General features: G+C 61.5%; 17 protein-coding genes and 1 pseudogene. 5 read left to right on the top strand and 13 right to left on the bottom strand.

The genetic code is table 11. The features are described from left to right. Positions 1-3 precede the first annotated feature (3 nt). Positions 4-3,303 (bottom strand): ATP-binding protein, encoded by a 3,300-nt coding sequence (locus AC04SI_RS21500; protein WP_404282339.1) that lies wholly within the window; start codon positions 3,301-3,303, stop codon positions 4-6. Positions 3,304-3,816: 513 nt separating this feature from the next. After that, entirely contained in the window at positions 3,817-5,199 is a 1,383-nt protein-coding gene (locus AC04SI_RS21495; protein WP_404282337.1) for an adenylate/guanylate cyclase domain-containing protein, read from the bottom strand. Positions 5,200-5,612: 413 nt separating this feature from the next. On the opposite strand from AC04SI_RS21495, the gene AC04SI_RS21490 reads away from it, so the two are divergent. Together AC04SI_RS21490 and AC04SI_RS21485 are read left to right on the top strand one after the other, a co-directional pair. Continuing rightward, positions 5,613-6,710, top strand: a complete 1,098-nt coding sequence (locus tag AC04SI_RS21490) for a branched-chain amino acid ABC transporter substrate-binding protein (RefSeq protein WP_404282335.1) — start codon at positions 5,613-5,615, stop codon at positions 6,708-6,710. A gap of 81 nt (positions 6,711-6,791) precedes the next feature. Next, the gene (locus AC04SI_RS21485) at positions 6,792-9,260 is read left to right on the top strand and encodes an adenylate/guanylate cyclase domain-containing protein (RefSeq protein ID WP_404282356.1); all 2,469 of its coding nucleotides are present in this window, start codon (positions 6,792-6,794) and stop codon (positions 9,258-9,260) included. A gap of 17 nt (positions 9,261-9,277) precedes the next feature. On the opposite strand, the gene AC04SI_RS21480 is transcribed toward AC04SI_RS21485, so the two are convergent. From AC04SI_RS21480 to AC04SI_RS21470, 3 genes are all read right to left on the bottom strand, one after another. Continuing rightward, entirely contained in the window at positions 9,278-10,663 is a 1,386-nt protein-coding gene (locus AC04SI_RS21480; RefSeq protein ID WP_404282333.1) for a hypothetical protein, read from the bottom strand. Continuing rightward, a complete protein-coding gene (locus AC04SI_RS21475) occupies positions 10,663-11,178 on the bottom strand; it encodes a GNAT family N-acetyltransferase (protein WP_404282331.1) in 516 nt (171 codons plus the stop codon). Before AC04SI_RS21475 ends, AC04SI_RS21480 begins: the two co-directional genes overlap by 1 nt. Before the next feature lie 74 nt (positions 11,179-11,252). After that, entirely contained in the window at positions 11,253-12,104 is an 852-nt protein-coding gene (locus AC04SI_RS21470; protein WP_404282330.1) for a hypothetical protein, read from the bottom strand. 175 nt (positions 12,105-12,279) lie between these two features. Here AC04SI_RS21470 and AC04SI_RS21465 point away from each other — a divergent pair. Continuing rightward, positions 12,280-13,693, top strand: a pseudogene (locus AC04SI_RS21465) (DUF5939 domain-containing protein). A 37-nt stretch (positions 13,694-13,730) separates the two neighbouring features. On the opposite strand, the gene AC04SI_RS21460 reads toward AC04SI_RS21465, so the two are convergent. The 8 genes from AC04SI_RS21460 to AC04SI_RS21425 form a co-directional block, all read right to left on the bottom strand. Beyond that, on the bottom strand, positions 13,731-14,210 hold the full coding sequence (locus AC04SI_RS21460; RefSeq protein ID WP_404282326.1) for a class I SAM-dependent methyltransferase: 480 nt from the start codon (positions 14,208-14,210) through the stop codon (positions 13,731-13,733). A 211-nt stretch (positions 14,211-14,421) separates the two neighbouring features. Continuing rightward, complete coding sequence (locus tag AC04SI_RS21455; RefSeq protein ID WP_404282324.1) at positions 14,422-15,603, bottom strand: ABC transporter permease; 1,182 nt, start codon at positions 15,601-15,603, stop codon at positions 14,422-14,424. Next, a complete protein-coding gene (locus AC04SI_RS21450; protein WP_404282322.1) occupies positions 15,600-16,598 on the bottom strand; it encodes an ABC transporter permease in 999 nt (332 codons plus the stop codon). Before AC04SI_RS21450 ends, AC04SI_RS21455 begins: the two co-directional genes overlap by 4 nt. A gap of 2 nt (positions 16,599-16,600) precedes the next feature. Next, positions 16,601-18,499: an ABC transporter substrate-binding protein gene (locus AC04SI_RS21445; RefSeq protein ID WP_404282320.1), complete on the bottom strand. Its 1,899-nt coding sequence runs from the start codon at positions 18,497-18,499 to the stop codon at positions 16,601-16,603. After that, positions 18,496-20,391 (bottom strand): ABC transporter ATP-binding protein, encoded by a 1,896-nt coding sequence (locus tag AC04SI_RS21440; protein ID WP_404282318.1) that lies wholly within the window; start codon positions 20,389-20,391, stop codon positions 18,496-18,498. The genes AC04SI_RS21445 and AC04SI_RS21440 overlap by 4 nt, the downstream gene beginning before the upstream one ends. A gap of 156 nt (positions 20,392-20,547) precedes the next feature. Then, entirely contained in the window at positions 20,548-21,885 is a 1,338-nt protein-coding gene (locus tag AC04SI_RS21435; RefSeq protein WP_488474837.1) for an adenylate/guanylate cyclase domain-containing protein, read from the bottom strand. A 233-nt stretch (positions 21,886-22,118) separates the two neighbouring features. Further along, positions 22,119-23,462 (bottom strand): nucleotide sugar dehydrogenase, encoded by a 1,344-nt coding sequence (locus AC04SI_RS21430; protein ID WP_404282316.1) that lies wholly within the window; start codon positions 23,460-23,462, stop codon positions 22,119-22,121. An 85-nt stretch (positions 23,463-23,547) separates the two neighbouring features. Next, positions 23,548-24,726, bottom strand: a complete 1,179-nt coding sequence (locus tag AC04SI_RS21425) for a DUF3095 domain-containing protein (RefSeq protein WP_404282315.1) — start codon at positions 24,724-24,726, stop codon at positions 23,548-23,550. Between the two features lie 74 nt (positions 24,727-24,800). Here AC04SI_RS21425 and AC04SI_RS21420 point away from each other — a divergent pair, with 74 nt between their 5' ends. Together AC04SI_RS21420 and AC04SI_RS21415 are read left to right on the top strand one after the other, a co-directional pair. After that, positions 24,801-25,889, top strand: a complete 1,089-nt coding sequence (locus AC04SI_RS21420; protein ID WP_404282313.1) for a glycosyltransferase family 4 protein — start codon at positions 24,801-24,803, stop codon at positions 25,887-25,889. Next, positions 25,886-26,650: a polysaccharide deacetylase family protein gene (locus AC04SI_RS21415; protein WP_404282311.1), complete on the top strand. Its 765-nt coding sequence runs from the start codon at positions 25,886-25,888 to the stop codon at positions 26,648-26,650. The genes AC04SI_RS21420 and AC04SI_RS21415 overlap by 4 nt, the downstream gene beginning before the upstream one ends.

Genomic DNA, 26,650 nt, shown 5'->3' with positions numbered 1-26,650 from the left:
CGGCTAGTCGAGAAAAGGCAGCACCACAAGCGCTTCCGGGTCGAGCCCGTGCTGGGCGCATATACCCTGCGCCAGGGAAAAGTAGCGTTCGGCCTCGGCCAGATTGTCGAGGTCGAGATTGAGCGTTGCAAGACCATCATAGCACGGAAACAGCAGTTGGGGCTCGCCCGTTTCGCGGGCCACGTCCAGCGCTTCGTGGAACAAGCCAAGCGCCAGTTCCGGGCGGCCGTTGCACTGGTGGATCTGCCCAAGCACGATTAACGGCACCGGCAAGTGCTCGCGCTGGTCGAGCGCCCGGTCGATCTCGATCGCCTTCTCGGCAGCAGGCACGCCCTCCGTTGGACAGCGATCCGTGAAAGTACAACAAGCGACTGCCAGATTGGCGAGGAGGCGCGCCTGGAATCCCAGATCACCAATATGGCGCGCCACTTCAAGACCGCGCCGACAGACATCCATCGCCTGTGCCGGATCGATGGTCGTGTAAAGCACGCCGAGATTGGTGTAGCCGCGGCAGGCCGCGCCCAGTAGACCGGCGGCTTCGGCCAATTCAATGCTGCGCTCAACCTGACGCACGGCTTCACGATTTCGCCCGAGGCGAGCCAGCGCAACAGCCTTGGTGTTGAGTGCCTCGGCGGTCACAAGAGTGGCATCACAAGCTACCTCGGAGACATGCTCCGTTGTCAGAGAGCCTACGCAATCCAGCGCCGCATCTGCCCATTTTGCCGCGAGAGCGTGATCTCCGCTACGGAACGCCTGTCGGCCACGTTCTTGCCACAGATGCGCCTGCTCGACCGGGGCATCCGCTCCATCGAGGAGCGCTGCCGCTTCAGCATAGCGGGATTCTGCGTTGTCCCGCTTGCCGACGTCCCAGAGCAGCCGACCGATCTTCCGCAAAACTCGCGCCGAAGCGACACGATTGGCCGACTCGCGGTATGCCTGCAACACCGTCTCGTAGTGGTGGTGCGCGATCTCGCGGCGGCCTAGCGGGCCGCTCAGATCGGCAATGCGCTCTGCAATTGCCAGTTTGAGCGGTGTTTGCCCGATCGTGCCCAGCGCTGTCAGTGCTCGCTCGTAGAAGCGAAGGGCGTCGTCGTTGGCGTATATCATGCGAGCGCGATCGCCCGCCGCCTGCAGGTAATGCGCGCCCCTCTCTCGCTCGGCGCTCTGTGCGAAATGATGACCGAGCACGGTCAAATCCTCGAGCCGTTCCGGCTTGTCGCCGCACAATTGCTCCAAAGCAGCACCGACCCGCCCGTGGATTTCGGTCCGGCGTTGCAGGAGCAGATTCTGGTAGATCACGTCCTGCAGCAATGTTTGCGTAAAGCGGTAGCTTTGCGACGAGACCGAGCCTGATCCAGCAACTTCCTCGATGATTTCCGCATCGCAAAGCAGTTCGCAGCCGGCTTCCAGCCGGCCGGGGTCGGCTGTCACGGTTTTCAGAAGTGTGGCATCGAAGCGTGGGCCGATTACCGCGGCTTCCTGGGCCAACCGGCGCACCTCTTGGGGCAGCCGGTCGACCCGAGCAAGCAACATTGCCTGGATAGTGGCGGGAATGCCGGTTGCGACTTCGCCCGCCACAGTCCGCCATCGCTGGCCCTCGCGCATCAGTACACCGCGATCGATAAGACCGCGAACGATCTCCTCTACAAAAAGGGGGTTGCCGCCCGCGCGCTCGAGGATCTGGTCGAGAAGCCCACCTGCGGAGTTTACCCAGCTCTCACCGAAAAACGCCGCCAGCAGGCTGCGTCCGTCATCACTGTTGAGCGGTGAAAGCCTAAGCGCTGTGTGACTGACCCGACTTGAGTCGAGCTGGTCGTTGTCCGGCGCCGGACGATGCGTGACCAGCAACATCAACCGCGTGCGTTCCAACCTGTCCATCACGAAACGCAGTGCCTCGAGCGACACGGCGTCGGCCCAGTGCAGGTCTTCGACGACAATCAACAGCGGCGACAATGCAAGCCGCCGTTCGATGATTGTGCGGACTGCGTAGAGAATTTGCCGCCGCAGCTGCTCGGGCTCGACATGCTGCAAGGTGGCATCGGGGTCGCCAAGGCCAAGCACATGGTAGAGCAAAGGCATCAGCCGCTTCGCCTCTTCGCCCTGCAGGCCGAGATCGGTAAGCAAGCCTGCGAGCTTCCCCCGCATTTCGTCCCCATTGTCGTTTTGCATCATCCCGGCAGCGCTGCGCACCACTGCGCCCAAGGCGCCAAATGACTGTTCGCCCAGCGGTGAGCACATGGCCTGCCGCACGGCGACGTTGCGAAAACGATCCTCGTCGCCGACGCGGGCGACGAACTCCTTCACCAGCCGCGATTTCCCGATACCGGCTTCTCCGACGAGGCGGACAAGTTGGGCCGAGCCGCCGCACGCCTGGTCAAGGCTCGCCAGCATTCTATGGAGCTCCGAACCACGACCTATCATCGGCGCGCTGAGGCCGAGCGCCTCGAGTCCACGCGCTGCACGCGGCGCCGCAAGCGGTGCATCCAGTCGATGGACGAGCACACTGCCAGCCTTGCCGCGAAGCACGACGTCACCCAGCGACTCGTAAGCGAAGGCATGCCGGGTCAGCCTGTGAGTGAGCTCACCTACCAGCACCTCACCCGGTGCGGCCAGCGATTGCAGGCGTTGCGCCGTATTCACTGTGTCGCCGGTCACCGAATAGGATTTGGCGGTGCCGATGCCCAATCCGCCAGTAACGACCGGACCAGTGTTTATGCCGATGTGGAGCAACAGAGGTGTGCCGGAGTGGGGGGCGCTTTCGCCGAGCCGCGCCGTCCGAGCGATCATGTCGAGGGCGGCGCGAAGCGCACGTTCCGGATCGTCCTCGTGCGCGACCGGCGCACCGAACAAAGCGAGCAGTGCATCGCCGATGAATTTGTCGACGAAACCACCAAAGTTTCGCACGGCCGCCGTCAATTCCTTGAACAGTTCGTTCTGCAGCGCTTGCATCACCTCGGGGTCGAGCTGCTCGCTGAGTGTCGTGAAGCCGCAAAGGTCGGCGAACAGAACCGTTACCGTTCGGCGATCGGCGTCAGAGACGGGATGCAGCCCATCTTCGCTTTCGATGTTCGGAAGCAGCGACGGAGTTCGAGAAGGCGGCACAATGGTCCGGCTTGGTGTCGGAGCAGGCCGTTCGACGGCTTTTGCGGGCGCACCGACGCTTGCCCCACATTTCGGACAGAACTCGAAATCAGGTGCGCAGGAGTAGCCGCAACTGGCGCATGGCACGGGCTGACGCCTGCCACACCTCGGACAGAAAGCGTACCCGCCCTCAACCTCGAAACCGCAGCCCGAGCAGTCCATCGAACAAGACCTCACCAGGGGCCGTGACGGCGTGATCTCGCTACGCACTTCACGGCCGGGTATTCACACAAGATGAACCGATAGCCGTCGACCAGCAAGCGGCAGCGCAAATGGGCATCGAGCGATCCGTGTGGGTCCGGTGGCAGAGCGCTGCGGATACGGGCGGCTGCGTGGCCGTCGTTTGCGTCGAAGGAGCGTTGACAGCCCTGTTCGAGGATATCAGCAAGCCATCCGCTATCGTTCTTCCTTGACCACAAGCGGACTTACTGCTTACGCCTAAAAGAAGACGCTCATTGTCTGGCGCTGAGCGTCGGCATTTGGCGCTGCTTGCTCGTTCCCATCGACCCGACGAACGGCACCATTCAACCCCCGTTGCGGACGCTCGTTCGCAAAAAGGCGTATGGTGAAGTTTAGCCCGATGCAGCCGTGCAGTCTCACGACCACGAAGGTCCGATAATGTGAGAAAAGGCGACATGGGATCGCGACGGAAAACTGAAATATCGGAAAGTCGCTTCACTCGAGCCCGATCCACACAAAGCCGTCCTGCTTTCGGCAGGGATATACGATCAGCTTTGCGCGGTTTTTCGAAATGTCACCTAAATATTCAAGGCCCGCCCTGGTACCATCGTGCTCCAACTTAGCCCACTCCCTGATTTCGCCGGTAAGAAGGTCGAAACAACTCTGATGCCAGCGGCAGACCAAGCCAAGATCTGCGGTGATCGTGCTCTCCGTGTGTGGGAGCTTCAGCACTTCGGCCTGAGCGGAACTTCGGCGTTCGTAGAGCGGCAGATGCAGATGCGGGCAGGCATTGTTGAAGGCGCAATAGTTGTCGGATCCGCGAACGACGACGATATCGTAATCTTCAAAATCAAGAATCCGGCGTTCATAGGGCTGAAGCTCGTCTTCGGCAAAAGCGCGAATCCACCTCCTGCCGCCCTGACGGATGGTTTCGCGAGGCCGTCTGGCATTCAGCTCGGCGTCAATTTCGGGCTTCAGCCTGACGATTTCGAACAGGCTTGTGCGCTCGCCGGTACCGCGAAGGCGCACCCTGACGAAGTCGCCGATTTCCACCTTGTCGGCGATCTGGTCGCGGAGGGCCTCGGATATCAGCAAGCGCGTACCGGCATCTTTGTTGGCCGCCTCGACCCGGCTGGCCAGATTCACCACATCGCCGATTGCCGTGAGACGTTCGTGTCCGGCGAAACCCAATGTGCCGATGACGGCTTCGCCATAGTTGAGGCCGATACGAATATCGAAATCGATGCCATACATCGAGCTAAAGAACGGCTTCAGACGATCGACTGTGGCGAGGGTCTGGAGCGCGGCGTTCACGGCGCGGAGCGGAGCGTCGGGCTGGTCGTCGATGCCGAATATTGCCATGAGCCCATCGCCGATGAGTTTGTCGATGAAACCGCCATTCTGCTCGATGATGTCGCCGACCTGGGCGAAGTAGCGATTGAGCAGATACATCACGTCGTAGGGCGAAAGCCGCTCAGACAGTGCCGTGAAATCGACAATGTCACTGAAGAAGACCGCAACATGCTTTGCTTCGCCGCAACGCGTCGCGGCAGAAACGCCAAGCTGGCTGGTGATCATCATGTCGGTTTCGTCCAGCACCAGGCGTCGAACGCGAAGCTCGCCTTCCGGCCTGAGCTGACAGGCCAGCCTAACTTCATCCGCCAATCTCAACCGGTCCGCCATCAGGGTTTCGGCCGGATTCCGGTCCGGGCAAGCCTCAAGGCCATCGAGCACCCAGACGCGGCATGTCGAGCATTTCGCCCGGCCGCCGCATGCATGGGCGAACGGCACGCCCGATCTGAGAGCCGCCTCGAGCAAGGTCTCATCGGCGGCCACGTTAAAATCGATCTGGTCAGGTAGAGCGGTTACTTTGGTCATATTCTTGAACAGAGGTCTGCGGCGTTGGCCGGCTCGCCAGTGTAGCACCAATCGGCTCAGGCAATCGAATAGTGATCGTTCGCCTAGCGGAAACACGAATGTCGGCTCGTGGCGCAATTTGCTTGTTCCAATCGACGAGGCCTGAGAACATTCGACCCCTTTGCGGACGGTCGTTCGCAGAAGGCGTACGATGAAGTTTGACCCAATCACGACGCTCACTCCGGTCAGTGGTAACGTCCGGATTTGGCGCGCGATTCCGACCTCAGCGAACGAAGTTATAACACGCCATTCCAGTGTATGATTGCTTCGCCAATTGGGTGTGCGCTGCAATAGCAGCCGAGATAGTCGCGCTTGCCGAAGGGGCTGTCGGCTCTGACGGGATTGGCGTAAGCTACAGTTAAGGGGGTGCACACATGCACCGCATCATCGCCATAGCGATCTTAGTTCTCGCGACCGCGTTCAGCTGCCCCGCGCGGGCGGACGTGCTGATTGGGGTTTCATCCGCGCTGACGGGACGGCTCGCCTGGTTCGGCGAGCAGGGGCAGCGTGGCGCAGAGATGGCCGTGGCCGACATCAATGCAACGGGTGGCGTACTCGGCCAGCAGATGCGACTCATCACGGCCGACGACTTCTGTGATCCCGAGCAAGCGGTCGCCGCAGCCCAGAAGCTGGTGGGTGACGGTGTGGTGCTCGTCGTAGGGCACTACTGCTCTGGAGCCTCGATCCCAGCATCGAAGGTGTACGAGGCGGCGGGCGTTTTGCAGATTTCACCAGGATCGACCAATCCGCTGTTGACTGAACAAGGCCGCGCCAACGTTTTTCGCGTCATTGGTCGCGACGACACGCAGGGGATCGTGGCCGGCAACTACCTGGCCGAAAATTGGAGCGACAAAAGGATTGCGATCCTTCACGACGGCACCACTTATGGAAGGGGTCTTGCCGACGAGACTCGAAAACAGCTGAACAAGCGCGGCGTAGTCGAAGCGATCTACGAGGAGTACACCCCCGCGAAGAACGATTATTCGGCCGAGATCGCTGCGCTAAAGGCTGCGAATATCGCCGTGGCATATGTCGGCGGATATCATGCCGAGGTCGCACTCATGGTTCGCGCCGCGCGCGACCGCAGCTATGCGGTTCAGCTAGTCTCAGGCGATGGCATGGCGACCGAGGAATTTGCTTTGATCGCCGGCCCCGCGGCCGAGGGGACCCTCTTCACGTTCCCGGCGGATGCTCGCCGAAATCCCGAAGCGGCCTCAGTCGTCGAGCGGTTCCGGGCTGAAAACTTCGAGCCCGCAGGCTACACGCTGCTCAGTTACGCCGCCGTCCAGGCCTGGTCGCAGGCGGTGGAGAAGGCCGGCTCACTAAAGCTCCAAGCTGTGATTGCGTCGCTGCGCGGCAATCAATTTGATACTGTGTTGGGCCGTATCGACTTTGACGACAAGGGCGACCTCACGACCCAAAACTGGGTTTGGTACGTCTGGCGCGGCGGAGAGTACGTGCCGGTTGAATAGGGTTCGCTGATCGCCGGCGTGCCGGCTGAGACGTCTAGTCTGATGCAGACCAGTGTGGCCGGACTGTTCCGACTCGCCGAGATGCTTGAACGCCTCGGCATACGGGGCCGGCTGTTGCTCGCCTTTTTCGGGATCAGCGCCCTTGCGGTGCTGGCAACCGCTGCGGCGCTTTATGCTTTCCTGCAGGTTGGCGACGTCGTCGACCGAATTACCACGGATCGAGTGCCGTCGGCGCTCGCCTCCCTCCAGCTGTCGCGCCAGGCCGAACGGGTCGCTGCTGCCGCGCCATCGGTGCTGGCAGCGACTAGCAGGGCTCAGCACAGCGAGGTCTCGGCTGCCGTCGCGCTCGAGATGTCCCGCCTCGAGGCCCTGCGCACGGACCTCCGGGATGCCACGTTAGGCACAGTGCCTTTGGCCGAGATCGAGGAAGCCGCGATTGTTCTGAGGCGCAACCTGAAGGAGCTCGACTCTCTAGTTGTCGCCCGGCTCGACGTGGTCGCCCGCAAGGAGGAGCTCCTGAACCGCCTCGCCGCGACGACGACCGGAAGCCAGCGCCTTGTCGCCACCGGCATCCTAGTGATGGATTCCAGGCTCCCGCAATGGCGGGCGGTCGCGGCCGACACGTCGCTGTCGCCCGATCGACGCGCAGCGGCGATGGCCGACCTGGTCCAGGCGATTGCGGCCTACATCCCCCAGCAGAAGGCGCAGCGGGAGATCTCGGCGGTCAACGACGCGCTGGTGAAGGTCGCGAACGCGCCGACGCCGGGCGACCTGGCGTTGATCCTTTTTCCGCTACGCCGTTCGCTCACTGCTCTTGAAAAGGCTTCCATGAAGATCGACGAAAAGCTGCGGACCCGCTTCCGGCAGCGTGTCGACGAATTCAAGGGTTTGACCGACGGCGAGGACAGCATCCCCAAGGCGCGGGAGGACGAGTTTGCTGTCCTGGCACAGGGCGAAAGGCTTCTCGCCGAGAACAATCGACTGTCGCGCAATCTCACCGCTGGCGTCGATCGCCTGGTCGCTACGGCAGACCAGGAGATCGCTGCGTCCGGTCGCGAAGCCGCGCTCGTCCAGCGCTACGGCACCGCGGTTGTGCTCGGCTCCGCCTTCCTCAGCCTCCTGAGTTCGGTTCTGGTTGTCTGGCTCTATGTCGACCGCAGCCTCCTCGCCCGACTGGGGGCCGTGAGCCAGGGCATGCTCGCGATTGCGGGGGGCAACCTTCGTGCGCCGCTGCCTGCCGCGGGCAGCGACGAAATCGGGCGCATGGCCGAAGCGCTGAGACTCTTCCGGGATACTGCTGTCGAGGTCGAGGAAAAGAACCTGCGCGACGTTGCGGAAGCTCGTCAGCGGCTCATCGATGCCATCGAAAGCATCTCCGAAGGATTCGCTCTGTACGACGGGGAGGACCGGCTCGTCCTCAGCAACAGCCGCTACCGCGAATTGCTCTACACCGGTCTGGAGACCGAACTGACGCCCGGCACGACATTCGAGCAAATCATTCGCCGATCCGCTGAGCGCGGCTACATCAGGGACGCCGAGGGGCGGGTCGAGGAGTGGGTCACCGAGCGCCTCTCGCGGCACCGCAACCCTGGCGAACCTTGGGTGCAGCGGCGAGGGGACGGGCGATGGGTCATGATCAGCGAGCGGCGGATCAGCGCCGGCGGAACGGTCGCCGTCTATTCGGACATCACTGAGCTGAAGCAAAGGGAGGAGAACCTTGCCGAGAAATCGGTGGTTCTGGAGGCGCTTTCCAGCAAGCTGGCGAAGTATCTGGCGCCCCAGGTGTATAGCTCGATATTCACCGGCCGCCAGGAGGTCAGGATCGCCAGCCAGCGGAAGAAACTGACAATATGCTTCTCCGATATCGCGGGCTTTACCGAGACCACTGACAAAATGGAATCCGAGGATCTCACCCAACTCCTCAATCACTATCTGACGGAAATGTCGAAAATTGCTTCGGATCACGGCGCGACGATCGACAAATATGTCGGCGACGCGATCCTGATGTTTTTCGGCGATCCCGAGACTCGCGGCGTCAAGGAGGACGCGCTGGCTTGCGCGCAGATGGCACTTGCAATGCAAAAGCGGATTAGCGAGCTTGCCGAAGTCTGGCGGGACATGGGGATCGAAACACCGCTGCGTTGTCGCATCGGCATCCATACCGACTACTGCACCGTCGGTAACTTCGGCAGCGAGGACCGAATGGACTACACGATAATCGGCGGCGCCGTGAATCTCGCCTCGCGCCTGGAGCAGGAGGCGCCGCCGGGGGCCATCCTCATTTCCTACGAGACGTTTGCGCAAGTGAAGGACTCAATCGACTGTGAGGAGCTGGGGCACGTCCAGGTCAAGGGGATCGCCTATCCCGTCGCCACCTACCGCGTCATCGATCTGAAGGCCAATCTGGCGGCCGCTCGTCGTGCCGTTCGAACCGAGCTGCCGCACTTCAGGCTGGAACTTGAACCGGAGCTGATGCCCACTGACGAGCGTGGCGATGCCGTCACTGCACTTCGAGACGCGCTGGATCGGCTTTGTCACAAGCCCGGGTAGTAGGGCAACCATAAGGCTCAGGTCGCCTTGATCTTTGCCTGGCCGATCTTGCGCCATCGGGCGTTTTCGCGAACCAGTTTCAGGTCGTCGGTCGTCTCGGCAAATGTCCGCAAACGGTATTGCCGGAGCAGGTCCGGGAAGAGCGCCCCGTCCGGCAGGCCGGCAAGCTGCTCGCGGACCGAGATCTTTTCATCGATGACCCCGGTGCCCCAGGCATTTTCCCGAACCTGCAGCTCCGCAGCCAGATCGCGCTCTTCCGGCGCGTTTTCATCTAGCACAGCCAGCAGGATCGAGTAGAAAAGCGCTACATAACCAATCTGTCTCAGGCCGCCCACAACCCGCACACGCGGCAATATGGCAAGGACGAGGAACATCAGGAACAAGTTCGGCAGCAGCACGCCGTCCAGCAGCGCCTGCTTGAGATGCGGCCGCTCGAACGGGATGGAAAGGCCGTGTAGCCTGTCAGGCTCGATCAGGCGCCCGTTCTCGAGGACGAGCTTGCGCACGCGCTCCTCGCGGATGCCCCAGAAATAGGCCGTGGCATTGGGCAGGAATGTGCCAAATGGGCTCGATGCGGCCTCTTGCAGGGCACGTTCGAGACGCTGGCGCCTTGCGGGCTCAATGAGCAGCCTGCAAAGAAGGCTGCCGTCATATTCCAGATGCCGCGCTACGACAGTCGCGGCGAGCCGATCATCGATGAAAACCGGCAGGGCCATGCCGGAACGATCCCAATCGGCGACCAGATCTTCGTTGAGGGCTGTCAGCGCATCGGCGGCGGTTCCAAACACCTTGTCCTGGCTGGCAAGCAGTGTGCCCAGCCAGCGGCTGGCATCCGTTTCGTCGCCCACCGCTTCGAGCGCGCGCTTGTTGAGGGTGACGGGACCGGCCGCGCAGGCGCTTTTGCGGCACAGTTTGTGGCGCCCCATGCCAAACAGGTTGACCTTGTCGTCGCCGACATCGAGCCATCCCGGCCCCTCCCGGCCAATTGTCTCCATGGTCATCGTCGTTCCCATGAAGCCGAAGAAGGCCGACAGCCCGTTTTCGATCGCGCCGAGCCAGGCAAGCAGGAAGGCATCGAAGGTGATCCGGTCCATCAGAAGCAGGCAGTGCAGGCCGGACTGAATCACCGGTCTGTGCTCGAACTCTTCGAGGGCCTTGCCGATCTCTTCAGGCTGCATGATCGCACCAAGGCGCTGATGCAGGACTTCGCGCAGGATCGAGCGGGCAGCGATCGCCGGGGCCGATGCAGGCCTTGCCACCGGCCGCCACAGATGGCGGGCGTAATCGGAAACCGGTGCATTCCAGTTCTGCTCGATGTCACGCACGACTTCCGGGCAGAGCAGCGACAGCGCAGCCAGAATTTCCACCGGAGGCTTAGGGGTTGGGTCAAAGACGGCGGTCATCAGAACCGCAGCCGGGCCATGCTCAGGAGGTCGTGGTACTGCCCGTCGGTAAAACCCGCCTTCACGTGGCGGCCTTCGACCTTGAAGCCGTGGCTTGTGTAGAGACGGACGGCCGGTTCGTTGTCGGCATAGACGGTCAATTCGACCCGCTTCAGGGCGCGCCAGTTGTCGGCCACGTCAAGCAGCGCGGCAAGTATGGCAGAGCCGATACCCTTGCCGACAAAGCCATCGTCAAGGCCGATATTGATCTCGCCGATATGCGAACGGCGCGGCGAACCCTGCACGACCAGGCTGCCATGGCCGACGACCTTGCCGTCCAGCTCCGCAACGATCCAGGTGGTTTCCTGGCCGGACTTGGCGATGCGCCGCTCCACCTGCTCCACCATCTCGAAGGGCATCCTGAGCGTGCCCCAGCGGAAGCCCGGCATGTTGAAGATAGCGCAAAGCGCCTCCGCATCGCTTGGCCGGACGGCCCGGAGCTGCGGCTGGATTTTGTCGGAGGAGGGCGAGGTCATGGCTTTCCCGGCAAAGGCAATCGGCCCGGCACGATGCACCGGACGTCACCCGAAAATCCAGCCGTCTCTGCAACCTATGCCGATTGCGCGCTAAAATACCTGGAGGCGGCGCAGAGTTTGAAGACGCCGCTGATGCCGATCCAGCCGAAAAGGGCGAGCCAGCACAATGTCCCGGTCGCCGTCCAGTTGATCCGGTGCACCGCAGCGTCGGTGATGACGAGGCCAAGGATGGCAAGCAGGCCAACCAGAAACTGCGCCAGGCCGAGCACCAGCAATTCCTCGCGCGGCGCGCTTCTCCAGACGAGATATGTGCCGCCGGCACCAGCGAGGAAGATGGCGCTGTAGACCTCAGCGTGGAAGGCATCGATCGGCCATGGCCAGAAGCCCCCGAATGTCAGGGGAAACAGCAACAGGCCGGCGCCATAGAGCCCGAGGATCGCCATTTCCATCGGCATGTAGGCGCGCCATGCGGGGTTTAAGATCACGCCTTTTGCAGAAGGGCGGGCCCTGGCCTGCCACAGGAACAGCCCGGATACCGCGGCCGAACCAAGATAGACCAGAAACCAGAGCCAGGGCGCTTTGCGCTCGAAGTTGAAATAGCCGAGATTGATGAACGACGCCGCCGACACGATGACGGTGAAGATGAAGGCCATGACGAGCACGAGCCTGCCGGGCGACCAGCGATTCCAGACCAGCAGCGCCGCCATCACGGCCATTTCGGCGGTGTAGAAGCCGCCGAGGAAGCGGGCATTGAACGGCGTGACGGCCCAGGGCCAGCGCGGCTTGACCAGCGCAGGCGCAAAAAACAGGCCGGCGCCGACGATCAGGACGATGATGACCGCCGCCGAGAAAAGCCGCAGGGCCGCGGGAAATGGCGGGTTGTCGGGTGTCGGCACGGGAGAAAGCCCCAAGGATGAATGCCCCATGGACCCATCATAGTGCCGCTTGCGGCCGGTGAAAATCCGCCGGATGGAAATTGAACCGTCACCAGGTCTATCCATTCGAATGGCTGTACCGTCCGTTTCGACGTAAGATGGAGCGCTCGGGCCGAAGATCGGTCCAGCCAACCCGTCTCGGGGCGCATTTTCCGGAGCCTGCACGATGACCGAAGCTCAGGATCTGTTCTCGCTTCTGCGGCAATCGACCGATGTCGATCCGCAGGCAATCGACGCGATCAAGCGAACCATCGCGGAGGGCATAGACCGCGAACTTTGCCGCATCAATGTGCCGGCCTTCGCCAGCAAGCATGGCCTCGACGAGGAACGCGCCATCAGCGCCTTTCTCCATGCGGCGCGGGTGGGCATCTTCGACATTTCCTGGAATGTTCTGTGCCCCGGCTGTGGCGGCGTGCTCGACACCAACGCCACGCTGAAAACCATGCAGAAGGACGAATACACCTGCGCATTGTGCTCCCAGGGCTATTCGCCGACGCTCGACGAGATGGTCGAGGTGACATTCACCGTCAGTCCCCGCGTGCGCAGGATTGCCGCCCACAATCCGCACGAACTGCCGTTGGTGGAATATTACCGCCAGATCTACTGGGCGTCCGGCGCCGATCTGCCGGACGAGGATTTGGCGACAAAGATGGAAGCGTTCTCGCTGGAGGATATCGAGCTTGCGCCCGGTGAAAAGGCGGTTCTGCACATACAGCTTCCGCCCCAATTCATCATCGTCTTCGAGCCGGTCACCCATTCGGCGCAATTCATCGACGCGAAGGGCGAACCAGCAACAGAGCGCCGAAGCCTCTCTTTGGTCTTCGACCGCGACCATGTCCAGAACCAGACGCTGGAGATGCAACCCGGCCCTTTGCGCATTTCGCTGGAAAACAGGACCGACACCCGCGTCCTGCCGACGGTCTTCATCGCCTGCCCGGTATTGCATGATTTCCTGGGCAAGCGCCGGCCCTTCCTGACCGCCAAGCGCCTGCTCACCAACCAGACGTTCCGCGATCTCTATCGCACGGATACGCTCGATATCGACCAACGCCTGAAGATCACCAGCCTGACCTTCCTGTTCACCGACCTGCGCGGATCGACCGAGCTTTACGAGCGGGTGGGCGATCTTTCAGCCTTCGATCTCGTACGTGAGCATTTCCAGGTTCTGCACGAGATCGTCGCGGCGGAGGCAGGCGCGGTGGTGAAGACGATCGGCGATGCGGTGATGGCGACCTTCGCGACGCCTGATCGTGCGATTGCTGCGGCCCTCAGGATGCGCGATGCCATGCGTGCGCTCAACGACAAGCGGGCGTGAGGATTTGCTGCTCAAGATCGGAGTCCATGCCGGCCCCTGCATCGCCGTGTCCATGAACGAGCGGCAGGACTATTTCGGCCAGACGGTCAACATTGCTTCGCGGGTCCAGAACCTCGCCAACGCACAGGCGATCTTCGCCACTCGTGCGGTGGTCGACGACAATCTCACTGCCGATCTGTTGCACAGGAACGCGCTGACCCCCGTGCCTCACGAGGTCTCGCTGCGCGGCATTGAGCGGGAGATAGCAGTCTATACGATCCCCTGACGATTTGGCCCCTGAAGATTGGGGTCGTCTCGGCCGCTCACACGCGCCTGGAGATAAAATAACGATCGGCGGGCACCGAAGGCGGCGGCGTGAGGCGTTGCAACAGCGGGTGATCGAGCGGCGTGCCGCTGACCGCGATGCCGCCGACGCGAAGCAGGCGCGCGATCAGATCGGGAAGCCAGGTAGAGGTCACTGCATCGCGATCGTCATAGCCGGTGCCGATGTCGGCATGAACAAGGACGGCGTCGATGCCAATGAACCTCTCCGCCGTCTCGCGTATTTCGCCGAGCACGAGGTCTTCAGCTTCGGGAATTGAGCTGGCGTGTGCGCCAAGTGCGCGGTCGAACACCACGATCCGGCGGCCGGGCAGGCGCTCGCGCAGATGGTGGAACGTCCGGCCATTGCCGAGGCCGAGCTCGAGCACGGGGCCCTCGATCTTCGCCACCTCCGCGCAGACTTGATCGAGAATGTCGCGCTGTGCGGTCATCCTGCTGATGAAATTCTCGAGGCGAGTCATATGCGTTTGTGTGTCCTGAATCAGCTCAAGAGATCGGCAATGCTCGCGACCAGAACGGTTCACGGGTGAAACCCGAAAGCGACGTGTTTAACCCCGATCGCGTCTCGCCACATATAGAGGCGAACGATGAACGCTGCAACAATCGAACAGGCTGCCGACAGGGATCATACTGGGTGGAGTCGGCTGCCCGGCGCGCGGCGCAATAGCGATCTCACTTGTAGGGGTCTGCGGCGTCCCGCAAGCCGTCGCCGAGGAAGTTGAACGCCATGATGACGAGAATGACGGGAAGCATCGGCAAAAGCAGCCATGGATAGAACGCGATCACGCTGACGCTGCGCGCCTCGGTGAGCAGGATGCCCCAGCTGGTTATTGGCGCCCTCAGGCCGAGCCCGAGGAAGCTCAGCGCGGTCTCGCCCAGGATCATGCCGGGTATGGAGATCGTCGCCGTCGCGATCAGATGCGACATGAAGCCGGGAATGAGGTGCCGCCCGATGATGCGGCTGCTCCTGGCGCCCATCAATTGCGCGGCCAGAACGTAGTCCTCCTCGCGCAAGGCCAGAAGCTTTGAGCGCACGGCCCGCGCCAGTCCGGTCCAGTCGAGTAGCCCGAGGATGACGGTGATGCCGAAATAGATCAGGATCGGACTCCAGGTTATCGGCATGATCGCCGCCAGAGCCAGCCATAGCGGAATGCTGGGAATCGATTGCAGAACTTCGATTATCCGTTGAACGATGAGGTCGAAGATACCGCCGTGGTAACCGGCCAGTCCGCCGATGACGATGCCGAGCAGGAAGCTGAAACTGATGCCGACGAGGCCGATCGTCAGTGAAATGCGTGCGCCATAGATGATGCGCGAGAGCACATCGCGCCCCAACCTGTCGGTGCCGGCCAGAAAGAGCTGGCCGTTTTCGGCAGGGCAGACAAAATGCCTGTCACCTTCGATCAGGCCCCAGAATCGGTAGCTGTCGCCCTTGCAGAAGAAACGGAGCCGCTGAACGTCATCCTTGTTCTCGATGTAGTTTCGCTTGAGCGTGTCCATGTCCAGCGTCATCTGGCGGCCATAGACGAACGGCCCGACGAACTGGCCGTCGTGGAACAGGTGCACCCGCTGCGGCGGCGAATAGATGTAGTCCATGTTGCGCGTGTGCAGATTGTAGGGCGCCAGGAACTCGCAGATCAGTATCCCGAAATAAAGCACCGCCAGGAACATGCCCGATACAAGGGCAAGCCGGTGCTTGCAGAATTTCCACCACATCAGCCGCAACTGCGACGCCTGGAAGACCTTCGACTGCTCCGGCGTCATCGCTTCGACCGACTGCAGGTCGAAGGGCGCGCTGGAAATGTAGTGTTGCAGTGGAGCACCCGGAGCGGGCAGCGGCGAATCCGTCTTCATTTGGTGCTACCGCCCTGCAAACGAATTCGTGGATCAAGCAGCGCCAGCGCCAGGTCGGAAATCAGGACACCGATGACCGTCAGGAAGGCGAGGAACATCAGGAACGACCCTGCCAGATACATGTCCTGGCTTTGCAGCGCCTTGATCAGCATCGGCCCGGTCGTTTCCAAAGACAGCACGATCGCCGTGATTTCGGCGCCTGAGATGATGGCCGGCAGGATAGAGCCGATGTCGGAAATGAAGAAATTGAGCGCCATGCGCAGCGGATATTTGACCAGGGCCTTGAAGGGATGAAGGCCTTTGGCGCGCGCGGTCACGACATATTGCTTGTGCAGCTCATCGAGCAGATTGGCGCGCAGCCGCCGGATCATGCTTGCCGTGCCGCCGGTGCCGATGATCAAGACCGGGATCCAGAGATGGGCAAGGATCGACTTCGCTTTGGCCCAGCTCATCGGCTCGGCGAGATATTGCTGGTCCATGAGATGGCCGATGGACGTGCCGAACCAGATGTTGGCGAAATACATCAGGATCAGCGCCAGCATGAAGTTCGGAATGGCAAGACCGAGAAGGCCTAAGAAAGTCAGGCCGTAGTCGCCCCAGCTGTATTGGCGCGTTGCGGAGTATATGCCGATCGGAAAGGCGATGAGCCATGTGAAGATGATCGTGACGAAGGAAACCAGCACGGTCAGCCACATCCGGTCCCCGACGACGTCGCGAACCGGCAGCTCATATTCGAAGGAATAGCCGAAATCGCCACGCAGCATCCCGCCGACCCAGTAGAAGTAGCGAATGATCGGCGGCTTGTCGAAACCATACTCCTTGCGCATCATCTCGATGCGATCGGAATCCACCCCTTCGCCCTGAGCCCGAAGCTCGGCGACATAGCTGTCGAAATAGTCGCCTGGGGGAAGTTCGATGATGGTGAACACCAGCGCCGATATGACCAGCAGCGTTGGAACCATCACAGTGATGCGCCAGACAATATATCGAAGCACGCTCAGGAGTCTCCAAGCCAGAATGTATCCGGCATGTAGACACCGAAATAGGCAGTCGGGTCGAAGCCGTAGAGTGCCTTGTCAGGCAGATTGCGCAGCCGCGAGGACGCCAGAACCGGCTGATGCGTTCCGTTCACCGTGCCGATCGAAAACACCTGATCGGTGTAGATCGACAGCATCGAATTCCAGATTTCGGCGCGCTCCGTGGCTTCGGTCGACGCGTTCCAGCGCTTGAGCAAGGCCATCAGCTCGACCACTTCGGGAAGATCGGGCGCCTCACCCATCTTGCCATGCGACAAGTAGTGAGCACCCCAGAGCGGCCATTGCAACTGGTCGTCGATGGTGGGGGCCAGCTGGCTCGGGTTCATGTCGGCGGTCGGCACGCCATTGTCGATGCCCGACCACATCGACATCATGATCTGGCCGCCAAGCGCGCGGCTGCGGAAGATGTCGCGCTGCGAAGTCCGGATGAACAGGGCGATGCCGATCTTGCGCCAGTGATCGGTGATGAGTTCGAGCGCGTCGGTTTCCAGCGTGCTTTCGCCGGCCGTTTCCACGATGATCTGCGCCGGGCGTCCATCGGCAAGTATCCGCAGGTCGTCATCGTCACGCGCCTGGAGCCCGACCTCGTCGAGCAGGGCATTGGCCTGGTCGGGATCATGGGCGACCCAGGCTTTCGCGAATTCCGGCCGGTAGAGCGGGCTCTCCGGCAGGACCGTATCGGCACTTTCCTGCGCCAATCCGTAGAACACAGCCATATTGATCTCGCGCCTGTCCACAGCGAGCGAAAGTGCGCGGCGCACGCGCACGTCACGCAAAAGGCCACGCCACACCTGGTCGGCACAATTCAGATTGGGCAGCAGCGCCAGCCGCGAACCCTGGGTGCGTTTCCACAGATGCATCTTCACCGGGTAGCGCTTCTCCGCATCCTTCAGGAAGGCGTAGTCGGCGAAGTCAATTCCCATGCCTTGCAGGTCGCTCTCGCCGGCACCGGTCTTGGCGGAAATGATCGCCGACGAGCTGACATTCATGATAATCCGGTCAACATAGGGCAGTTGCCGGCCATTCTCGTCTATTCGATGAAAGAACGGGTTGCGCTCGAAGACGAACTGCTCGGCCGGCGGCTTGGTCCGGTTCTGCCAGGGATCGAGCGTCGGCAGATCCGGGTTCTCCGGGCGATACTGCCGCGACATGCGGATATGCAGGAGCGTCCATTTCTTGGCCCGGTTCTCCTTCATCAGGCCGGCGAGCCGGAATGCATCCTGGTATTTCTTGTGGAACTGCTTGAGATAGGCGGCCGGCAGAACAAGCGATAGCGGCGAAGCAGCAGCGAGCTTGGGCAGGAAGTCGGGATTGGGCGCATCCCAGCTATAGCGGACCGTCAACGGATCGACGATCTCGAAACGTGGCGGCTTGCCGTCCGCCAGCAGGGCCGGGGCGAGCCCGCCTTGCGAAAGCTCATCGTTCAGCCAGACGTCTTCCCAGCAATAGCGAAAATCCTCCGGCGTCAGCAGGCTGCCGTCAGACCATTTATGCCCTTCCCGTATCTTGAAAGTGAAGACGCGATCATCCGCTACGTCGTAACTCTCGAGAATGTCGGGCTGCATGTTGAGCTTTTCGTCATAGCCGACCAGGCGAGAATACCCGTAGATCGTCATCATCCGGATATCTTTCTGGCTGCCGATGATCGTTCGCAGCGTGCCGCCATACTGGCCGGGCTGCCGGCCCATCGCAGCGAGATTCAACGCGCGCGGGCTCTTGGGCAGGCGCTCAGTGAGTGCCGGTAGCGCCTTGGCCTTCAGCTGCGGCTGAAGAAATTCCGGCTCCAGATCGTCGGCGCGCAACGTACCCGGCAGAAATGTCGAAGCCATGAGGCCAAGGACGGTGCGCCGGCTGATCAATGGCGTAGCTCGCTGACATCGGCCGAACGTCGGGCCAGCACGAGGTGGCCGCCGCCAAGATCGAGCGGCGACAGCATATCCTCGTCGCTCTCGTCGCGGAATTGCGGTCCCCATGCGCTGGTGTCGGAAGCGCCGCTGAGTTTCAGCGTCTTGAAATCCATCGGCCTGTCGAGATCGGGGAAAGGTACCGAGGCGACGAGTGAGCGCGTGTAGGGGTGGATCGGTTTCCTAAGCAGAATTTCGCGCGGCGCAAGCTCGACGATACGCCCGCCGCACATCACCGCGATGCGGTCTGCCATGTAGTCCACCACCGCCAAATTGTGGGATATGAACAGATAGGTCAGGCCCAGTTCCTTTTGCAGGTCCTTCAGAAGGTTCAGGATCTGCGCCTGGACAGAGACATCGAGCGCCGAAACCGGCTCGTCGCAGATCAGGAGTTCAGGCCCCAGCGCCAACGCACGCGCGATGCCGATACGCTGACGCTGCCCGCCGGAGAAACTGTGCGGATAACGCTTGATGAAGCGCGGATCGAGCCCGATAGCCTGCATCAGGCTCTTGACCGTGGCGAGTCGGGACGCGGCATTGCCACGTTGATGGATTTCCAGCGGCTCGCCCAAGATGTTCTCTACCGTCATGCGAGGTGAAAGCGACGAAACCGGATCCTGGAAGACCATCTGGATTTTCGCGCGCAGCATGCGCAGGGCTTCTCCCTCGGCTTCCAAGACGTCTATCGGTGCATCGCGGCCGTTGAAGATCACAGAGCCGCCGCTAGGGGTGACAGCCCGCATGAGGATCTTGCTGACGGTGGTTTTACCGCAGCCGCTTTCGCCGACCAGACCCAGGCACTCACCCCGCCTGATATCGAAGCTCACGCCGTCCACGGCGCGAACAGAGGTTTGATGACCCCCGCCGAACCATCCGGACTTGCGAGTGGTGAAGGTCTTTTTCAGATCTCTGACCGACAACAGGATGTCGTCCGGCCCCTTCGATGCCGGCGCCGTCTGCTTGCCGAGCAGGTTCTCGACATTCACCGGCACCTCGCGGAGCGCCTTTAGCCTTTCGCCAGGCTTCAGGTCGAAATGCGGAACGGCTGCCATCAGGCCCTTCAGGTAAGGGTGACCCGGCCGGCGGAATATCGCTTCGACAGGCCCCGCTTCCATGATCTCGCCATGGTAGATGACCACCACCTCGTCGGCGACATTGGCGACCACGCCGAGGTCGTGCGTGATTAGCAGCATCGCCATGTTCAGCTTGGTCTGAAGCCCGCGCAGCAATTGCAGGATTTGCGCCTGGATGGTGACGTCCAACGCCGTCGTCGGCTCGTCGGCGATCAGCAAAGCCGGCCGGCAGATAAGCGCCATGGCGATCATCGCGCGTTGACGCAATCCTCCCGAAAGTTCAAAGGGATACATGTCATAGGCGCGCTTGGGATTGGGAAAGCCGACAAGGCCGAGCATTTCCTCGGTCCGCGCCTTGCGCTCCGCCCGAGCCATGGGCGTATGAATCTGCAGCGATTCACTGACTTGGTTGCCGATCGTGTGCAGCGGCGACAGCGATGTCATCGGCTCCTGAAAGATCTTGCCGATGCGGCTGCCTCTCAACGCTCGGATTTCGGGCCCGTCACGCGGCATCTGCAGGATATCCTGCGTCGTGCCGGGCTTTTCAGGATCGGAAAACAGGATACGGCCGCGAACATGGGCTGTCTTCGGCAAAATGCCCATCACGGCCTGGCTGAGAACCGATTTTCCGGAACCGGACTCGCCCACAAGCGCAGTGACCTTGCCGGGCAGGACACGAAGATTTGCCCGTCTTACGGCATGCAACGGTCCCCCGATAATGGCAAAAGAGATGCCAACATCCTCGATCCGCAGCAGATCAACGCCCGAATTCATTTCTCACACCAGCCCACTCTGGCGGCCTGCCGGCCGGCAAGCCCAGAAGCGAGACTAGCGCATTGCCGGCCTAGAGCAACTTGGATTCGAAACGAGTTCCCCGGCGGAACCGGCGACCGGACTGCATACCAAGGCGTTCGGATCAGATCGTGGCAGTTACTGGAGCTTCCTTCGGTCGCCCGCCGACAGCCGCGCGGCATCGCGATGAAGCAGCATGACCTGCTCGGCGTCCGATATGCGGTCGTGAATCGGCGCAGCGTCTTCATCGAGTGCGAGAGCACCCGACAGATCGGGTGAAAGCACCGTCAGCTTCTGTTTGATACCCGCCAGTTCCTCCATGCCGAGCGTCAGCCAGCTATTGGCGCCGCAATAGCCGGCGAAGTCCTTGCTGGCGAGAACGCTGTGCGGATATTTCTTGGTCAGGGTCTGGAGGCGCTGGACCTCGTTTACAGCCGAGCCGAAGACAGAGAATGTGAGCCGGTCTGTAAGCCCGACATTGCCGAACATCACATTGCCGACATGCAGGCCGATACCAAATTTTATGTCGCCCAACCCCTGCTCCTTTCTGCGCAGATTGAGGTCCATCATGCGCGACACGGTGGCCTTGTGCGCTGCCGCAAGAGCAGCCTGGCAGGCGATCTCGGACTGCGACCGGTGCCTTTCGCAAGGGTAGACGGCAATGAAGCCATCCCCTATGAAACTCATGATCTGCCCGCCTTTGCGATTGAAAGGGGCGGCAACGGCGTCGAAAAATTGGTTCAGCGTATCGATATAGATTTCGCGGCCGGAGGTTTCGGCAAGTCTTGACGACCCGCGCATATCGCCCATGACCAGCGCGGCCCGGATTGTATCACCCTCGCCGCGCTTGATCTGGCCGTCGAGCACGCGCCTGCCGGCGTCGCCGCCGAGATAAGTGGTCATCATGTTGTCGGCGAGCTTGGTGAGTACCGCCATCTTGGTTGCGATAGCGAGATGGTTCTGGATGCGCAGCAGCGCCGAAATCATGCTGTCGCTGAAGCCTGCAGCACTGTCGGTGGACCAGGACCCTAGCATGCCCTGACTGGTGTTGCCGCTGAAGGGATGGACGAAAGCCATGTAATCGGTGACGCCCATAAGCCTGAGTTCATCGAAAACAGGAAACTCCGACGGCACCGACGCGTTCAACCGGCGCCGCAGATGGTCGAGCTTGTTGGTGAGCAGATGGTAGTATGGGCTGGTCAGGAATCTGTCAGACTGCACGCCGCCCTCATTGCGGAAGCCTTCCATTTCCATCCCCTGGCCGCGAAGCCAGGTGAAGCCAAGCGCGTCATAAAGCGGATGAAGCATCGAAAAGCTCAAATGCACCCGCTTCAGTGGCAGGCCGGCAGCAGCCAGCCGTTCACAAAAGCCCTTTACCAATGTTTCCAGGTCGTTGCCGGCCAGCGCCGATTGGGTCAGCCAATCGGCAACCTTATCCATGAGAATGGTGGAAATTTCTACTTGCGCTGTGCTCATGCTATCTCGAAACCCGTCGAAGACGAGCCATCTCCTTTGATCCGCCACACCCTCGAAGTCAATGAAGCCGGCTTCGGCGGCAAAAGCCGGCGAAGAATGTCCCGAATGACTGTCCTTGCAGGCAAGGAGCAGGCGTAACTGCATCTATCTCCTGGGGCACATATGTGGCGAGGCTGCCGGCGGAGTGCAATCACGATCCTGACATCGGGCAAAATTCACCGGCTCAGACGCCGTCAGGCCTTCACCACCGTCTCTCGGGCTAGCCCGAGGCGGCCAAAAACATTGCGTGTGTCGACGATCAGAAGAGCGTGATCAGCGATCGCCTGATAGTCGATCGCGTCGTGGTCGGTTGCAACGACGACAGCATCGAAATCCTTCAAGGCCGCCTCGGTCAATTCGACCGAGCAACGCCCCTTGATCGCCATATGCTCCCGTGTGGTCGGGATTTCGGTAACATGCGGATCGTGGAATTCCGCCTTGCCGCCCCATTCCTCGATGAGTTCAATGAGCCGCAATGAAGGGCTTTCGCGGATGTCGGGCACATTCTTCTTATAGGCGAGCCCGATGATGAGAATGCGCGAGCGGCTGAGCGCCTTGCCGCAGCGCCGGTCCAGCGCCTTCGCCAGTTCATCGACCACATGACGCGGCATGGCCGTGTTGATCTCTGCCGCCAGCTCGATGAAGCGGGTCGGCAGTTCGTATTCGCGCGCCTTCCACGTCAGGTAGAAGGGATCGATCGGAACGCAGTGCCCGCCAAGTCCAGGGCCAGGATAGAAAGGCATGTAGCCGAAGGGCTTGCTCTTTGCCGCCTCGATCACCTCCCAGATGTCGATGCCCATCGCCCCGAGCACGACCTTCAACTCGTTGACCAGGGCTATGTTGACCGAGCGGAAGATGTTTTCCGTCAGCTTGACCGCCTCGGCGGTCGCCGTGGTGGAAACCGGAACGACGGTCTTGACCACGCCTTGGTAGAAAGCCTGCACGAGCGTCGCCGCTTCAACGCTGTCGCCTGCCACGACCTTGGGGATCGTCGCGACTTCAAAACTGCGGTTGCCGGGATCCTCGCGTTCGGGCGAGTAGCCGAGGAAGAAGTCTATCTTCGACTGCAAGCCGGTTTCTTCCAACATGGGTTTGATCACGTCGTCGGTGGTGCCCGGATAGGTGGTCGATTCCAGCACGATCAGCTGGCCGCGACGCAGATGCTTCGCGATGGTGCCTGCCGTGTTCCTGACAAAGGAGAGGTCCGGCTCACGGTTTTTCGTCAGCGGTGTGGGAACGCAGATGATGATGACATCGCAGACGGCCAGTTCGGCAAAATCCGCAGTGGCGCGGAACCGTCCGCTCGCCACCTGGCCGGCAAGGGCTGTCGACGTCACCGCCTCAATGTAGGATTGGCCGTTGTTCAGGCTCTCGACCTTCTGGGCTTCGATATCGAAGCCGGAAACCGGGAAGCCGGCGCGTGCGATCGCAACCGCCAGCGGCAACCCGACATAGCCTAGTCCGATCACCCCGACTTGCGCGGCGCGCGCCGAAATCCGGTTCAGAAGACGGTCATATGTCGATCGTGAGGCGTCCAAAAATCTGCTTTCCCGTCAATTCGGACAGGCTGTCCGCTCCCATGGCCGAGGCATATTGCGGAAAATAGATTTCCGCAAGCCGTCGTCAGACCGGCACCTTCGCCTTCAGGCTTGCGGCAGCCATCGCATAGCCGCCGTCGGCGCCATCGATGAAATGAACGTGATCGGGCTGCAGCGGCGAGATGACGAGGCATGTCATCAAGGCCGATTTCTGGCGGTGCAGGCCATAGTTGCAGATGCCCGCTTCTTCCGCCTGTTTCAGCCGGCTCTCGATCCGTTGCAACACATCCGCGTCAACGTCGATGGTCATCTTCAAGCCGTCGTCGAACTTCCGGAAATCCGAATTGCTGGCCACCTCGCGTTTATAGACCTTCGGATCGAAACGGCCGATCGTCCAGCCAAATCTATCGGTGACGGCCGTAAGCGTCATCAGGAACATCACCCACAGCTTCGCCAGCCACCGCCGCCCTGGCGGCGCCGTGGCCCGCGCCTCGACATCGAGGCCGGCGGGCAGAAGACTGTAGGCCGGCCCGTCTACCGGCACCGGGTGGCCATCGCGTTCCTGCCTGCCGGCAAGGGCGATGATGTCGGAAGCCAGAAACTGAAAACCGCGCAAGTCTCGCGAAGCCCCTGGTATGGCTATGATCGAGACAATTTCGCCGTGCCGGGCTTCGATCGGGTTCCAGCGGCAGGAGAGGCCGGTCAGATCCGGCCGCGCGCCGGCCGGCGCAGGATCGATGCGGTAGCGCCCCGCTTTCATCTCGGCTTCCGCCCAACTGCCGCCACCGCCGGCGAACATGGCATAGAAGGCCGCTTCGGAGGCCTGGAACCTCGCCACGCGAACGTCGAGGCCTTGCGCTCTTATATCCTTTATCGGCACGATTGCCGCACGCAAGGTCAGGTCCAGTTCGTCCGCCACCCATCTCTGGACAGCCGCCAGCGCGTTACGGGCGATCTCCAGCGCCGAGCCGGGAAACGCCACGAGTGCGCCGTCGCCGCCGAAGACATAGGGAAGATCTTGCCGACCCAGCGCATTGAGCAGCGCCGAAATGACGCTGGCGCCGGCCATATTGACGGTTTTATAGCGCCCGGCCCCGATCGCCTTGGTCGAGCCGACAATGTCGGCGGTGGCCAGCGCCCAGCCATCGGGGAGAGGCCGATAGTTATCGATATCGGCAACGCTTTCGAACTTTGCGAAGACCGGCAAAGAAGCGACAAACGGGTCGGACGCGACGGCTGTTTCCATGAGCATCAGATAGCACATTCCAGCGCTTGAAGGTGAAGTCGATCATGCGTCGAAATTGACTTGCGCAAGCTTTGCGATGATAGGATCGCGCGATGCGAATTGCCTTCTACGCGCCGCTGAAGTCGCCCAATCATCCCGTTGTCTCCGGCGACCGCCAGATGGCACGGATGCTGGTCAAGGCGCTGCAGCATGGCGGGCATAGCGTCGAACTGGCATCGGAGTTGCGCTTCTATCTACGCCAGCCGGAGCTGGAAAGTTTCGATGCGCTCAAGATCGAGGCTCGGGACGAAGCCGCGCGGCTGACAAGGCTTTGGGACCGTGACGGCAAGCCCGATCTCTGGTTCTCCTATCATCCCTATTACAAGGCGCCCGACCTGATCGGGCCCGAGCTGGCGTCGGCCTTTGCTGTCCCCTATGTGACAGCGGAAGCCTCCTATTCCAGGCGGCGCAACGCCGGCTTGTGGGCCGATACGCAAGCGTTGGTGGTGCGAGCCATCGAACAGGCAGCGCTGAACATCTGTTTCACGCAAAGGGATCGTCAGGGACTGACAGACGCGATTCCCGACGCCGCTCTGGGTATGCTTTCGCCCTTTATCGACACATCGGTATTCCAGGAATTGCCGGCACAGGGTTGTCCGACGCGCCTCGTTACCGTCGCCATGATGCGCTCGGGCGACAAAGTCGAAAGCTATCGCATGCTGGCGCAAGCGCTCGGTCGGATCGGCCACCTGCCCTGGACCATGTCGGTCGTCGGCGACGGGCCTGCCCGTGACGAGGTCAAAGCGCAATTCGCCGGCTTGCCAGCCGACCGTATCGAATGGCTTGGTGCGATTGAGCCAGCCGCCGTGCCAGATGTCCTCTACGGTGGGGGAATTTACCTCTGGCCGGGTTACGGCGAGGCCTATGGCGTGGCCTATCTTGAAGCACAGGCTGCCGGCCTTCCGGTGGTGGCTCAGGACATCGCCGGCGTGCCGGAGGTCCTGCGGAATGGCCAGACCGGGTTTCTCACTCCGCCGGGCGATGTGGCGGCATTCGCTTCTGCCATTGAAAGGCTTCTGGCCCATAACGACGAAAGAACCATGATGGCCGCAGAAGCCAGGCGTTTCGTCCTCGAAGAGCGCTCCCTCGGTGGTGCAGCGGCGCGTCTGGCCGAACTTCTCAAGAAGATCCCGGTTCCATGACATCCGATCCGATCTGGCAGCCCTTGGTGAAAGAGCTGGCGCGCCGGCAAAGGGCGGGCCGCAAGGCAGAGTTCTGGCTGCGCGACGATGACGCCGTGGATCCGACGCCTGCGCTGGATCGGCTGCTCGACCTCACCGGTGAATTCGCGGTTCCGGTCACTCTGGCCGTCATTCCGGCCCTGACCGACGAGAAGCTTGTCGTCGCGCTTGACGAGGCGCCACATGCCACGGTCGCCATCCATGGCTGGGCGCACCGAAATCATGCGCCCGAGGACCAGAAGAAGCAGGAGCTCGGCGCGCATCGGCCACGCGAGGCGGTGCTCGATGATCTGGCTCGCGGGCTGTCGCACGTAATCGGCCTGCACGGCGCACGTGCCGTTCCGATGCTGGTGCCACCCTGGAACAGGATTGACGCCGGCTTGGTATCCGACCTTGGATCGATAGGATTTTCGGCATTGTCGGTCTTTGGGCCGCCGAAACCGGCTTCACTGGCGGTCATCAACAGCAATGTCGACATCATGGATTGGCACGGCACGCGCGGCTGCCGCGATCATGGCCTATTGGTTCAGGCTATCATCGCGCAATTGCAGCATGCAGTCGACGGCGGCGAACCGGTTGGCCTGCTCACCCACCATCTCGTACATGATGAATCGGCCTGGCTTTTCCTCGAACGGCTGTTCACAGTCACCGCACGGACTGAAGCCTGCGCATGGCTTCCGATCAGGACATTGATCGGGCGCAGCGCCGGTAGAGGAAAATAG

It is taken from the genome of Mesorhizobium sp. CNPSo 4689, assembly GCF_057784325.1.
The sequence above is the reverse complement of the archived record's forward strand: the minus strand, read 5'-3'. Positions and strand labels throughout refer to the sequence as shown.

What these genes read in the sequence shown, in the direction of transcription:
- AC04SI_RS21500 (WP_404282339.1), bottom strand. Translation starts at nt 3,303, where the DNA reads ATGGACTGCTCGGGCTGCGGTTTCGAGGTTGAGGGCGGGTACGCTTTC.
- AC04SI_RS21435 (WP_488474837.1), bottom strand. Translation starts at nt 21,885, where the DNA reads ATGAGCACAGCGCAAGTAGAAATTTCCACCATTCTCATGGATAAGGTT.
- AC04SI_RS21480 (WP_404282333.1), bottom strand. Translation starts at nt 10,663, where the DNA reads ATGACCGCCGTCTTTGACCCAACCCCTAAGCCTCCGGTGGAAATTCTG.
- AC04SI_RS21485 (WP_404282356.1), top strand. Translation starts at nt 6,792, where the DNA reads ATGCTTGAACGCCTCGGCATACGGGGCCGGCTGTTGCTCGCCTTTTTC.
- AC04SI_RS21415 (WP_404282311.1), top strand. Translation starts at nt 25,886, where the DNA reads ATGACATCCGATCCGATCTGGCAGCCCTTGGTGAAAGAGCTGGCGCGC.
- AC04SI_RS21420 (WP_404282313.1), top strand. Translation starts at nt 24,801, where the DNA reads ATGCGAATTGCCTTCTACGCGCCGCTGAAGTCGCCCAATCATCCCGTT.
- AC04SI_RS21495 (WP_404282337.1), bottom strand. Translation starts at nt 5,199, where the DNA reads ATGACCAAAGTAACCGCTCTACCTGACCAGATCGATTTTAACGTGGCC.
- AC04SI_RS21475 (WP_404282331.1), bottom strand. Translation starts at nt 11,178, where the DNA reads ATGACCTCGCCCTCCTCCGACAAAATCCAGCCGCAGCTCCGGGCCGTC.
- AC04SI_RS21470 (WP_404282330.1), bottom strand. Translation starts at nt 12,104, where the DNA reads ATGGGGCATTCATCCTTGGGGCTTTCTCCCGTGCCGACACCCGACAAC.
- AC04SI_RS21440 (WP_404282318.1), bottom strand. Translation starts at nt 20,391, where the DNA reads ATGAATTCGGGCGTTGATCTGCTGCGGATCGAGGATGTTGGCATCTCT.
- AC04SI_RS21425 (WP_404282315.1), bottom strand. Translation starts at nt 24,726, where the DNA reads ATGTGCTATCTGATGCTCATGGAAACAGCCGTCGCGTCCGACCCGTTT.
- AC04SI_RS21455 (WP_404282324.1), bottom strand. Translation starts at nt 15,603, where the DNA reads ATGAAGACGGATTCGCCGCTGCCCGCTCCGGGTGCTCCACTGCAACAC.
- AC04SI_RS21460 (WP_404282326.1), bottom strand. Translation starts at nt 14,210, where the DNA reads ATGACTCGCCTCGAGAATTTCATCAGCAGGATGACCGCACAGCGCGAC.
- AC04SI_RS21490 (WP_404282335.1), top strand. Translation starts at nt 5,613, where the DNA reads ATGCACCGCATCATCGCCATAGCGATCTTAGTTCTCGCGACCGCGTTC.